General features: G+C 27.7%; 15 protein-coding genes. All 15 read left to right on the plus strand.

Features of this window, described 5'->3' with window-relative positions:
• Positions 1-3: 3 nt before the first annotated feature.
• The 15 genes from ACN5J5_RS08595 (at position 4) to ACN5J5_RS08665 (ending at position 12,766) form a co-directional block, all read left to right on the plus strand.
• Positions 4-279: an ATP-dependent Clp protease adaptor ClpS gene (locus ACN5J5_RS08595; protein WP_418644513.1), complete on the plus strand. Its 276-nt coding sequence runs from the start codon at positions 4-6 to the stop codon at positions 277-279.
• A 1-nt stretch (position 280) separates the two neighbouring features.
• Positions 281-553 carry a hypothetical protein gene (locus ACN5J5_RS08600; protein WP_418644514.1) on the plus strand — a complete coding sequence of 91 codons (273 nt, stop codon included), beginning with the start codon at positions 281-283 and terminating at the stop codon, positions 551-553.
• 344 nt (positions 554-897) lie between these two features.
• Positions 898-2,142: a tyrosine-type recombinase/integrase gene (locus ACN5J5_RS08605; protein WP_418644515.1), complete on the plus strand. Its 1,245-nt coding sequence runs from the start codon at positions 898-900 to the stop codon at positions 2,140-2,142.
• Positions 2,143-2,222: 80 nt separating this feature from the next.
• On the plus strand, positions 2,223-3,725 hold the full coding sequence (locus ACN5J5_RS08610; protein WP_418644516.1) for a hypothetical protein: 1,503 nt from the start codon (positions 2,223-2,225) through the stop codon (positions 3,723-3,725).
• Between the two features lie 103 nt (positions 3,726-3,828).
• Positions 3,829-4,167 (plus strand): helix-turn-helix domain-containing protein, encoded by a 339-nt coding sequence (locus tag ACN5J5_RS08615; RefSeq protein WP_418644517.1) that lies wholly within the window; start codon positions 3,829-3,831, stop codon positions 4,165-4,167.
• Positions 4,168-4,169: 2 nt separating this feature from the next.
• Entirely contained in the window at positions 4,170-4,469 is a 300-nt protein-coding gene (locus ACN5J5_RS08620) for a hypothetical protein (RefSeq protein ID WP_418644518.1), read from the plus strand.
• A gap of 3 nt (positions 4,470-4,472) precedes the next feature.
• Positions 4,473-5,975, plus strand: coding sequence for a phage/plasmid primase, P4 family (locus ACN5J5_RS08625; RefSeq protein WP_418644519.1), 1,503 nt, complete (start codon positions 4,473-4,475; stop codon positions 5,973-5,975).
• Positions 5,976-5,998: 23 nt separating this feature from the next.
• Positions 5,999-6,913, plus strand: a complete 915-nt coding sequence (locus ACN5J5_RS08630) for a DUF6371 domain-containing protein (protein WP_418644520.1) — start codon at positions 5,999-6,001, stop codon at positions 6,911-6,913.
• 689 nt (positions 6,914-7,602) lie between these two features.
• The gene (locus tag ACN5J5_RS08635) at positions 7,603-8,889 is read left to right on the plus strand and encodes a site-specific integrase (protein WP_418644521.1); all 1,287 of its coding nucleotides are present in this window, start codon (positions 7,603-7,605) and stop codon (positions 8,887-8,889) included.
• Positions 8,890-8,895: 6 nt separating this feature from the next.
• The gene (locus tag ACN5J5_RS08640) at positions 8,896-9,033 is read left to right on the plus strand and encodes a hypothetical protein (RefSeq protein ID WP_418644522.1); all 138 of its coding nucleotides are present in this window, start codon (positions 8,896-8,898) and stop codon (positions 9,031-9,033) included.
• A gap of 567 nt (positions 9,034-9,600) precedes the next feature.
• The gene (locus tag ACN5J5_RS08645; RefSeq protein WP_418644523.1) at positions 9,601-9,894 is read left to right on the plus strand and encodes a helix-turn-helix domain-containing protein; all 294 of its coding nucleotides are present in this window, start codon (positions 9,601-9,603) and stop codon (positions 9,892-9,894) included.
• Between the two features lie 2 nt (positions 9,895-9,896).
• On the plus strand, positions 9,897-10,187 hold the full coding sequence (locus ACN5J5_RS08650; protein WP_418644524.1) for a hypothetical protein: 291 nt from the start codon (positions 9,897-9,899) through the stop codon (positions 10,185-10,187).
• A 96-nt stretch (positions 10,188-10,283) separates the two neighbouring features.
• The gene (locus ACN5J5_RS08655; RefSeq protein WP_418644525.1) at positions 10,284-11,666 is read left to right on the plus strand and encodes a hypothetical protein; all 1,383 of its coding nucleotides are present in this window, start codon (positions 10,284-10,286) and stop codon (positions 11,664-11,666) included.
• Positions 11,659-11,895 carry a hypothetical protein gene (locus tag ACN5J5_RS08660; RefSeq protein WP_418644526.1) on the plus strand — a complete coding sequence of 79 codons (237 nt, stop codon included), beginning with the start codon at positions 11,659-11,661 and terminating at the stop codon, positions 11,893-11,895. The genes ACN5J5_RS08655 and ACN5J5_RS08660 overlap by 8 nt, the downstream gene beginning before the upstream one ends.
• A gap of 544 nt (positions 11,896-12,439) precedes the next feature.
• Positions 12,440-12,766, plus strand: coding sequence for a hypothetical protein (locus tag ACN5J5_RS08665; protein WP_418644527.1), 327 nt, complete (start codon positions 12,440-12,442; stop codon positions 12,764-12,766).
• The last annotated feature ends 99 nt before the right edge of the window (positions 12,767-12,865 follow it).

Below are 12,865 nucleotides of genomic sequence, written 5' to 3' on the forward strand. Positions count from 1 at the left end.
CAAATGAGTACGATAGAAAAAATACAAGAAGAGCTAGATATCTTGATTCAAGAAACAAAAAAGCACGAAATAGTTTTACATAATGATGATGTAAATACATTCGATTTTGTAATAGATAGTTTGGTAAGTGTTTGTGATCATACGTTAGAGCAAGCCGAACAATGTTCTGTTTTAGTACATTATAAAGGTAAATGTACTGTTAAAACGGGCGAATATAAAGATTTGGAGCCTAGATGCTCTAAGTTGCTACAATTGGGTTTATCGGCAGAGATAGTTTAATATGGAAAATGTTTTTAAATATTACGAATTCTCGGATTTTATAATTGATAAATCAAATGCTTTTTTAGGAAATGAAATTTGTTTTTCTGTTTTAAATGAAACACATTTTTTAATTTTTGAAAAAAAGAAAAAAACTTATAGTTTATATGTTTCAAAATACAAATCAAAAAAAGAAATTGGAGTAAAGACTCCTGAAATATTAGAGTTATTGATTGAGAATTATGATAAATCTATTTCAGAACATAGAGTTGTTCTTAGAAAGTATTTGTATTAAAAAAGTAAGCTTCAATAAAAAAGGTCTTAAAAACATATGTTTTTAAGACCTTTTTTATGATGTAAGAAGTTGGTTTTCAGTTTAAAAAAAGAAAAACCACATAAATTAATATGTGGTTTTTTGTGACCTCGACAAGATTCAAACTTGTAACCTCTTGAGCCGTAATCAAGAATAAGTCTATTTGTTTGTTATCTTATTTTTACTTGATAGCTGTGTTTTCTCTTTGTTTGCAGCTAATATACTACTATTTGTTAATACCTAGTATTTGTTTATTATTGTTTTTCGTGGGCAAATCGTGGGCAAATCGTGGGCAAATTATTATCTTTGAGTAAAGATTGATAATTATGATTTATAGTATTTCAATAGTATTAGATAAAAGACGTGTTAAAAGTAACGGAAAGTTTCCTGTTAAATTAAGAGTATTTAATAAGCAGCTGAAAAAAGATAAACGTTACCCTTTAGATATTGATTTATCAAAACAAGAATTTGAAGCTATTTGGGTAAATTCAGAAAATAAAAGTTTAAGAGGTGCTAGAAAGGAAATGGAACTAAAACTAAAAGCAATAGAAACAAAAGCTAATGCCATTGCTAAAGAAATGACTGTTTTTGATTTTGCTAAGTTTGAAATTAAACTATTTCGTAAATCATCAGACAAAAACAGTGTTAAATATTATTTTGATTTAATTATAAGTAAGCATTTAAAAAATAACAAAGTTGGTACTGCTGAAAGTTATAAATACACTCTTAATTCACTAGTTGAATTTAGTGAGCAGAAAAAGAAATGTAAAGCAGATAAACTTACTTTTAGTTTAATTACCTACGATTGGTTAAAAGAGTATGAAAAATTTATGCTTTCAAAGAATAAAAGTTACACTACAATTGCAATTTATACTAGAACGTTAAGAGCCGTATTTAATATAGCTATTGAAGAAAATGATATTAGTGTTGATATTTATCCATTTGGTAAAAACAAATACAAAATACCACGAACAAAAAAAGTAAAGAAAGCATTAAGTAGTGATGAACTTAAAACATTATTTAACGCTAAGGTTTCAAATGATAATGAGCAGAAAGCTAAAGATTTTTTCTTTTTTAGTTACACTTGTAACGGTATGAATTTAAAAGATATTGCTTTACTTAAATATTCAGATATTAAAGATGGTAAGTTCTCTTATTATAGAGCTAAAACCTTTGATAAATCAGCAGAAAAAACAGAAATAACTATCTACTTAACAGATTTTACACAAGGCGTTATTAATAAGTATGGTACTAAAGATAAAAATAGTTTTGTTTTTGGTATTATTGAAGCTAATCAAGATAGTGAAACTCAATACAAGAAAATAAAAAACTTTACTCGTTACCTTAACGACCATATTAAAAGAGTAGCTAAAGCAAATGATTTACCAGTTGATTTATCTACTTACTGGGCTAGACATTCGTTTGCTACAAATTCATTGCGTAAAGGTGCTAGTATGGAGTTTATAAGTGAAGCTTTAAATCATAGTGATTTAAGTGTTACCAAAAATTATTTTGCAGGTTTTGAAGATGAAGCCAAAAAAGATTTTGCGAATAGTTTGTTAGACTTTTAAAACACGCTAAAAATTAGTTTTATTTTTAAGGTACATTTACTACATTACCTACATTGTAATATGAAAAAGTAAAAGACAAAATGAATTATACAGAGTTGGTTTTAAACGGTTTTATTAGCCCTGATACAAAAGATAATCTTGATAGTTATTTTTTAAGACAATTTAAAAAGGCAGAAAAAGAACATTATACAGAAGATGAGTTTTTTAAAGGGTGTTTTAATGTTACCTATGAATTAAAAATGCAAATGGAAATTAGGCATTATGATAAGGTCGAGTGGTTAGCGAATCAAATTGATATACGTCAAGCGATTGAAAAAAGTAACTTAAATGCTAATAGTGAATCAGCAAATGAATGCTTAAAAAAATGTAAGGCTCTAAACGATGAAATTAATAGAATAAGTCTTAAAGATTTTCCTATTAGCTTACTTAGTATTAAAGGTGTTAGCTATCAAGGGCAAATATATTATAGTAATTTAGAGTATATTAATTCTAGTATTGAAAAAGCTAAAAATAAGGCATCAGTAATTGTAGATGTTACAACAAAACAACCTCAAAAGGAAAAAGTATTTAATGAAAATATAGATAACTATTATAATACTTGCGACGTTAAGATTGTTAATTTATTACAGAAAGCATTAGATGAAAATGGAAAAAAAAATCCTTGTTTTATTCCTGATGTACTCTTTAATTACAAGAATGCTTGTAATAAAGAAGTTAACGAAAACACTGTTTTTAAAACAGAAACTAAAAGAAGATTAGAAAAAGAAAATAATATAATACAACGTTTATTTGGGGTAGTTTTTAGTTTATATTATGATGTTTGTGCTTACAAAGAGCCTCAAAGTAATTCAAACGTTAAAAATAGCATTTACAGAAAAGAGAATGAAGTAATAGATGACTTTAAATCAATCAATTATCAAATATTATTCATTAGTTCTTTAATCGAAAAAGAACAATATAAAGAAGCAATAGCGGTAAGAAATTACTTGAAAAATAAATTACTTCTTTTTATAAAACACAGCCAAACTATGTTTTCTATTAATTTACTAGAAAGCCCATTGGCTAAACACTTTAATAATCATATTTTAAGTTTAGATAAATCTATAAATACAGATGAAATTAATTTGTTGCTAAAATTAAAAGAACCTGAAATTGTTTTAGCTAAGGTAGAACCTCAGCAGGAAAAAGAAATATTAAAAGTAGATTCGTATCCTGTTTTTAATACTGAGCAATTACCAAAATTGTTAGATGTTTTAAAAGGGCATTTTTCTAAAGAAGATAACAGTTTTTTAGTTGAATTATTAAGTAGTAATATAATACCTAATAAGAAATTATTTTTTAGAGATAATGCTAATAAACTTACTGATGTTTTTAAAAAATTAAAAGAACATAATCTAATTACTAATTGTAATAAAACTATTTTGATTGAATGGATTTTAAATAATTTTCAATATAAAGGCAGGAATGATAAAAAAGAAGATTTTAAGAAAAAAACAATCGAATCTTCAATTTCTACAAAAATAAATCAGCCTTGTAAAAAACCTTTAATTAAAATTGTAGACGGAATTATAATAAAAACATAAAGAAGTTGTAAGGGTTTTATAGGGGTTTTAATTTACCCTATTGCAACCCTGTAAAAGCCCCTCTTATGTTTGCAGTATAATAATTTAAAATACTGTAAATAATATGATTATCACATTTGAAAATTTTCCAATTGTACTCGCTCAAATTCTTAAAGAGCAAAAAGAGTTAAAAACCTTGTTGCTATCTAAATCAACAAGCCAACAACCCGAACTAGAAGAACCTATAAATATAAAAGAGGTTTCTAAACTAACGGAATTAAGCGTGCCAACTTTATACGGATACGTGCAGCGTAATGAAATACCACACTACAAAAAAGGGAACCGCCTAAAGTTTTTTAAAACAGAAATTATCAACTGGGTAAAAGATGGGAAAGTAAAAACTGTATCAGAAATTGAAGCTGATGCAGATGCTTATTTGTCTAATCATAAAAAAGCGGTATAAGTATGAAGAATTTTAATAAAAATACCGCTAATAAAAAACAGAGTAAAGGTAGTAACCATAAAACACAATTAAAAACCATATTTAACTATTTGCAAAATAATCTTGCTACTGCTACAATGGTGTTTACAGAAACTGGTGTTCCTCAGAAATGTATAACAAGGTATAAAAGGGATTTAGAAGACTTAGGCTTGTTGGCGGAGGTTAAACGAGAAAAATGCAAGGTAACTAAGTGTTGGGCTTGGTATCTTACAACAAACCCCGCTTTATTTCCTGATTCTAACCAAACTAAATTTGACTTTTAAGCTATGAAAAACGTAAAAACCATTATTGGTGCAGAAGAAATACTAAACGAAACTAAAAGTTTATTAGAAGCCGTTAAAATGCAAAAAGAAGAACAAAAGAAGAACAAAGTAACTACTATTTTAAGTGAGATGCTTAAAAATATAGAGTTGGTTAATTTTAGAGATTATTGCGTTTTAGATAATCATAAAGATAAACTACAAAAGAAACATTATTTAGTTGCTTGTATTGAGATTTTATTAAAAAACGTAAACGATAATGGTTTTAGTTTGTGCCGTAAAAACGAGCAAATTTATTTATTTAATAGTGAGTACTGGCAAAACCTTAATGAAGAAAGTTTTAAAGATTTTTTAGGTAACGTTTCTTTAAAAATGGGGGTGCAAAAGTTTGATGCTAAACATCATTTATTTAAAGATGAATTATACAAACAATTTCTTTCAGATGCAGGACTAGAAGAAATAAAACCATCCAGTACAACAACTTTAATAAACTTTAGTAACGGGACTTTTGAAATAACACCAACTAGGCAATTTTTAAGAGAATTTAGAAAATCCGATTTTTTAACCTATCAATTACCTTTTGATTATAATAAAGAAGCAACAGCACCACAATTTCAACAGTTTTTAGATGAGGTTTTGCCCGAAAAAGAATTACAGCAAATACTAGCTGAATATTTAGGGTATGTTTTTACTAAAAATAGCGTACTTAAATTAGAAAAAGTACTATTACTATACGGAACTGGAGCCAACGGTAAAAGTGTGCTGTTTGAGGTGTTAATGGCGTTGCTAGGCACTGAAAATGTAGCGAACTATTCTTTACAATCCCTAACTGCAGAAAATGGAAATTCTAGGGCAATGTTAGTAAATAAGTTGCTTAATTATGCTAGTGAGATAAACGGAAAGCTAGAAAGCAATATTTTTAAATTACTGATTAGTGGCGAACCCGTAGAAGCAAGGCTTTTGTATAAGAATACTCAAATTATTACAGACTATGCAAGGTTTATGTTTAACTGTAATGAATTGCCAAAAGAAGTAGAAAATACAAACGCTTTTTTTAGAAGATTTATAATATTGCCTTTTAGAGTTACCATACCACCGTATAAGCAAGATAAAGAACTTTCTAAGAAAATTATTGATACGGAACTTTCGGGTGTTTTTAACTGGGTTTTAATTGGCTTAACTCGTTTGTTAAAAAGTAAGACTTTTACTGATAGTGGTATTGTAGAAAACGAGATAAAACAGTATCAAAAAGAAAGTGATAGTGTACTAATGTTTTTAGAAGATGAAAATTATCAAAAATCTGTAATTGTAGAACGTCCACTAAAAGAACTCTTTGCTGAGTATAAAGTTTATTGTTTTGATGGTGGGTATCGTTTATGTTCAAACCGTACATTTTCTACTAGGTTAAAAAAGAACGGCTTTATAATTAAACGTAAAACGTATGGTAATGCTGTTTTTATAGAAATGAAAACCGCAAACGATGTAGATAATGTACAAAATGTAGCCTAAAACAAAAACATATTTATAGTGGTATGAATAATTACAGATACATTTTAGAAAAATACAACGGTACAAAGAGCCGTTTTAATTGCCCTAACTGTAATACGTCGGGGCAATTTACTAGATACGTAGATACTCAAACCAACGAGCATTTAAACGATGCCGTTGGCGTTTGTAGTAGGCTTATAAAATGCGGTTATCACTATAAACCAAAACAATACTTTCAAGATAATAATATTTCATTTGATAAAACAATATCAGTACCATTTGTAAGAAGAACGCTACCACCAAAACCAAAGACTAGTTTTTTTGATGTTGAGGTAATGCAGGAAAGCATAAGTAGTAAAGAGCCTAATTTATTTATTGATTTTTTAATAAATATTTGGGATGAAGAAATAGCAAATTACTTAAAGATAAAATACAATATCGGTACTTCTACTAATTGGAACGGTGCAACTACTTTTTGGCAACAAGATACAAGCGGAAAAATTAGAAGTGGTAAAATAATGCTATACAATCCTACTACTGGAAAAAGAGTTAAAAAACCGTATAATTATATTAACTGGGAGCATAAAACAAGAAAACTAGAAAACTTTAATTTAGGGCAATGTTATTTTGGCGAACATTTATTAAATGAAGATAAAAACAAACCAGTAGCAATTTGCGAAAGCGAAAAAACAGCTATTATTTCAAGTATTTATTTACCTGAGTTTATTTGGTTAGCTTGTGGCAGTCTTAATAATTTGAATGAAGCTAAAACAAAGGTTTTAAAAGGTAGAAATGTAGTATTGTTTCCTGATTTAGAATGTTTTGATTTATGGAATAATAAAATACCTCAACTAACAAAAACAGCAACTTTTATAACTTCATCGCTTTTAGAAGATAAAGCGACCAAAGAAGAAAAAGAGCAAGGTTTAGATATTGCCGATTATCTAATACGCTTATAAAAAGCAAGGCTATTTATATTGAAGTTTTAGGACGTGTAAAAAATGAAGCAATAAGGAGTTTTCGTACATTATAAAAAAAGGAACTAGTTTACATTATTAAGAGTATTTCGGCACTATAAAAGGAAGCATTATAGAAATATAAAGAGTTTTTTACACTATAAAAACTAAGTTTTGGACAATATAAAAAAGAAAGACCTAGACACTATAAAAAAGAAGCTAAGTTTTTTAATTATAATACAGTAAATGAGGTTTGATGGGTGGAGTAAATTAAAGTGTTCTCTTACATTATAAAAGAAGTTTTCGCGTATTTAATGCGAGGGCAGAAAAAAAAGACTAAAGAAAATGCTATTTTAGTCGCTATGCCTAAATAAAAAACATTAAAATAGTTAATGAAGCTTTGTTTTAATTCTTGATTTGTGGGCAAATTGTGGGCAAATGAAAAAACCAGTAATTACAAAATAACTCTGTAAGTACTGGTTTTATTAGTGACCTCGACAGGATTCAAACCGCATAAATTTACCGTTCTTACTTGTTGCTTTTAAAGTGTTGTAAAACCCTTTGTTTTTAATGGTTGTAGCGTTTTTTGAGTATTGTTTTTGGTTAAGTAAGATTAAGTTAAATTAAAATAAATACGGAAAAACTCGGGATATACTCGGGATTGTGTTAATTTTGAATAAAATAATTTTTATATGAATATAAAGTTTTTTACTCGTTCAAAATTAACTACTCCAAAAATTTTAGTTCGCATTCATCATTATAAAATTATAGACCAAACCGTAAGTACTGGAATAGGTTTACCAAAAGATACTTTTAGTAATACATATCAAAAAGTAAAAAATAAAGCATCTGTAAAAAATAAAGATGCTATTAACAGTAAATTGAACGAATTAAGAAATTACTTGTTAAACTGTTATAATGAAACGGCGTTAACCGATAACAATTTTCATAAAGATTGGCTAAAAAGTAATGTAAGTCTTTTTTTTAATCGTGTTTTGGTTAATGAAGTTTATAAAAAAAATTTAATAGACTGGGCTAGTTATTATATAGAAACTGAAAACCTTAACCGAAAAACTGGTTTGCCAATAACAGACGGAACAAAAAGAAAATACAAAACTGTTTTAAGTAATTTGAAAGCTTTTGAAGATTATAAAAAAACAAAAATATTATTACGGGGTATTGATTACGATTTTTATAAGGATTTTGTAAATTTTTGTTTAAAGATAAAAGGATATACACAAAATACTACGGGTACACGTGTAAGGACTTTAAAAACGTGGTTAAATGAAGCGAATAAAAGAGGGTTTTGCAATGTTGATTTAACTGATTTTAAAACAATGAGTAATGAAACAAAAGATGTTTATTTAACTGATTTAGAAATAAATAAGATATTCAATTATAATTTTAAAGATAATTTAAAACTTTCTAACGCTAGAGATTTATTATTAATTGGTGTGCGTACTGGGTTAAGAGTTTCAGATTTTATGAGGTTAAACGCTGCCAATATTAAAGAGGGCTTTATTGAGATAAAAACAATAAAAACGGGGGCAATTGTAATAATACCCGTACATAGTCAGATACAAGCAGTAATAAAAAGAAATAACGGTAAATTACCCTACTCAATACCCGACCAACATTTTAATAAATATTTAAAAGAAGTTTGTAAAAATGTAGGTATTAATACAAAAGTAGAGGGAGGTAAACAAAACCCAAAAACAAAACGAAAAGAGTACGGTGTTTACCCTAAATACGAGTTGATAACCTCGCATACTTGTAGGCGTTCGTTTGCATCTAATTTGTACGGTAAAATAAGCAATAGTATAATTATGGGGGTAACAGGGCATAGAACAGAAAAGGAATTTTTAAAGTACATAAAAATTACCCCAAAAAACCACGCCGAAAATTTAAAAGCCTATTACGAAAAAACCGAAAAAGAAAACAAAGGGAATGTAAAAGCCCCTATGCGAATAGCTAAATAACATACAATGAAAGCAATAAAAGTATTTTTAGGTATCTTTTTAATTTATGGTGTTTTGGGTTTCTGTTATCCGTCAAGTATTCTTATATCTATGCCGTTGGGCGTGTATGTAATTGTAAAAGGTTTAAGTGAAAACCGTAATTAAAACAGTTTTAAATATCAATTAAATTAAAAGTCTAATATTAAGTTATTAGGCTTTTTTATTGTTTTAAATTGATTAAAGTTGATTGTCATATTCATAAAATTTTAACATTTAGTGAATCGTGTTTTTTATTCGGTTTAATGGGTGATTTTATATGTTTTTTTAAATATTAAATAGCTTTTTTTACTTTTGGATAAGATAATTTTAAATAAAATAGAATGTTTTTTTATTTGTTTTGAATGTTTATAAAATGAAAAATACAATTGTGTTTTACATTTATTAAAATAGTATTTATTTATATGTGAATTTAGTTCTCTTTAAATCAGTTTGTTATGGGTTTGTAATATTATTTTATATGCTTTTTTTAATTTGTTAGGATATGAGTTTTTTTTTAGTTTATGTATTTGTACGGATATTATTTTGATGCCTTTTGTTTGAAAACAAAGGGGTTTATTGATTTGTTTTTTTGATTAAAGTAATCTACTTTTAAATTAAATATTGTAAAATCAAAGATTTTAAATATTGTAATATTGTTAATGAAACATCTGTTTTAATTAAAATAACTTAAAAATGAATACTCCAAAAATTACACAAATTCAAGGAATTGAAGCGTCTGAATTATTTGCACAATTTCAAAAACTACACGCCGATTTATTAGAAATTAGAAACAACGCCAATAAGTCAAAAGAAGATAAGCTTTTAACACGAAAACAAACCGCCGAATTACTGCAAATTAGCTTAGTTACTTTGTGGAGTTGGCGAAAAGAGGGAATAGTACAAGCTTATAGAATAGGTAACAAAATAAGGTATAAAGAAAGCGAAATAATAAAAGCTTTACAGCGTGTAAATTCTAAAAAGGCGTAACAATGCGTATTAATATCATAACTGATAGTTTAGATTTATTGGCGGGGATTGAAAAGCTAGAACTTAAAGAGCAAAAAACAACGTTGCAAAATATTATTGATACCCTCGGAAATTACCCCAAACCTAAAAAGAAACAAAAGAATGTTAAATATATAGCGTGTTATCTTTTTGTTAGTAACGTGCGTAACGCTTGTAAATTATCTGTATTTGGTTTTTTAGATATGTATATAGGCTTTAATGTTGTGCAGTTTAATTTAGAGGGTGCATTGTCTTTGTTAGTTGATGAATTTTAAACAGTTAAGTAGTTTTAGTTGGTTGATTTTGTAAAAATAAAGGTTAGTAGTTTGGTTGCTGAAAAGTGGCTAAAAAGCTCGTATCTAAATTTTAATATGCAAGTAGATTTTGAAACCGCCGTAATTTCATCAATAAAGATAATAGCTAAATACAAAGGTTTAACGTTTAAAATAGTTTACAAAGATGAAACGCATACGCAAATAAGATATTCAGAGTTAAGCGGTTCGCTTCATAAGTTTAATAATAGCGGAAAACATAACTACAACGATTTTACTTTTATGCAACTTTTAGAGGTTGTAAATGTTTTAAAAACAGATTTTTATATTGAGCCACAAACAGCCTATTTGTCAAATTTAGAGTTTGGCGTTAATATTTACTTACTCTTTTCAGTTAGTGAATTGTTGTTAAATTTAGTTGCGTATAAAAACAAAGATTTTAAAACATTATCAAACGGACGTAAAAGAATCGGTAAACAAATAGTAAACCAAAAACATAGGAATAAAATATATGATAAAGGGAAACAAGCAAACTTAAAAGTAAAGAATTTAGCACGTTTTGAAATGCACTATAACAAAATGGCTGAACTAAAAAAGTACGGTATTGTAACACTTCAAGATTTAACCGATATACATAAAATTAGCCCACTTGTAAACGAGCTTTTAAGTTTTTGGGATAATATTATTTATTATGATAAAAGTATAAATTTAAAGAACCTAAGCCCTACACAACAAAAACGGGTTTTATATAGTGCAGTGCCCCGAAATTGGTTTGACTTTAATAGAATGCAACGAATGAGGGCAAAAAGTCGATTTAATGAATTGATGAGTTTGCACGGCTCAACAAGTCAAAAAGATATTAGCAACTTAATAGCTAATAAATGGCAAGAACTCACAGCCGAAAAGTGTATACGTTTTACCCAACATAAAAAACAGTTATCACAGACAAAAAGTGTATACGTTTTACCCGTTAGTATGTACGGGTATAACGTAACAAAAACACCTTTAAAAAGCACACCCCAAATAACCCTAAAAAAGCCCCATAAAAAAACAGCAATTTTATTACCAATAATAACCACCAAAAAAAGCCCCTCGAAAAAAAGAAAATGTAAAACTTGTAAAACAGATATTTCACACAAAAAGCAATACGCAAAATATTGTAATAAAAAATGTAATAATAAACACAACGGAATGAAAAGAACCGCCACCCGTAAAAAAAGAATCTTGCAAGAAAAAACAGATTTGAAAAAATTACTATTGATTTTGCGAAAACGGGATTTTGATTTGTGTATTACTTATGAAGAAGATAGTAATTTATATACCGATTTTTTAACATCAAAAGAAATACAAACCGTAAAAGAGTGGATAAATAAAATACAAAAAGTATTAATAACTAAATACAGAAAAAATGCACCTCCAGTAATTTTAAATAGTTATAGGGCAAGAAAATTAATAAGCGAAATAAATAAAAAAAATGACTAGAGCCGAAAAACAAAAAATAGGAACGTTAAGAAATAAACTAAATAGGTACGCCAATATTTTAGAATATTACGAACAGGTAAAAGCCGAAAACAGATATATAACAATTGTAGATTTGCATAAGGATTTTATATATCCTAAGTATTTTATTAGTAGAGTTACTTTTTATAAAATACTAGCAACACCAGTAAAAAGAGATTTAAAAAAGTTAAATGAATTATTAAGTAAGTAAAAAAAGTTACATACCCCTTAAACTGTGAAAATATATTTTAAAACGATTAAAAGTCAAATAGTTAAAGCTGTGTAGCTATTATGTATGTTGATAAAATGCAAGAAATTAAAATGTAAATTATAAAATTAAAACCACTAAGCAAAAACGGAATTAATTACGGGTAATTACAAGATAATAACAATTATCAGTTAAATAAACTACTATAAAAACGGAATTAATTAATATAATAGTTTGGTTTAATGCCTTTTTGTATGTTTGTAGTCTGTTGCGAGTGTTTACACTCAAGACGGCTCTTAATAGTTTAGGCTATTTCGTATAATAACGTAGCTCGGCTTTGTCCTTGCAGTATCGTTTAGCACTTCTTTTGTAGAGGTGCTTTTTTATTTACTATATTTACATTTCCTAAAATTACATATTATGAAATTAAAAAAAACTTTTGCCCGTGTGGTATGGTGGTCGGTACTGGAAACAACCGTAAGCGCTTATGTAAGCGTTAGGACACCTAAGCTGTTACGGGCTTTATATTATCCTAAAATTACATATTATGAGTGCAACAGAAAACACAATTTTAAAAGAGTTAAGTAATAGCACCCACTTAATTAAGTTAAATTATACCAATTACGACAAATCAAAAAAAACATTATTTGTTTTTGTAGATGCTACTGAAAAATGGTTTGACCATTTTTATAAAAATACAGATACAGAAATTTGCGCCAATGGTGGGCAAGGTGGTCGGCTCGAAAGTATTAATGCTTGTTTAGGTTATTTAGCAAGTAAAGATATAAGTGTTCAAAAAACTAAGTCAACAATTTACAAAACCGCCGATTTTACAAAACCTACTTTTGATTTTTGTGAGCAAATAAAAAAATAAACTCCCTACACTTTTAAACCTCGACTAAATAGTTGGGGTTTTTTGTTGCTTTTGGTTAGTCTTACCCCTCTATATAGGTTATTAAATTAACATTATTAA

This window comes from Tenacibaculum insulae (assembly GCF_964512435.1).
GTDB classification, from domain to species: Bacteria; Bacteroidota; Bacteroidia; order Flavobacteriales; family Flavobacteriaceae; genus Polaribacter; species Polaribacter insulae_A.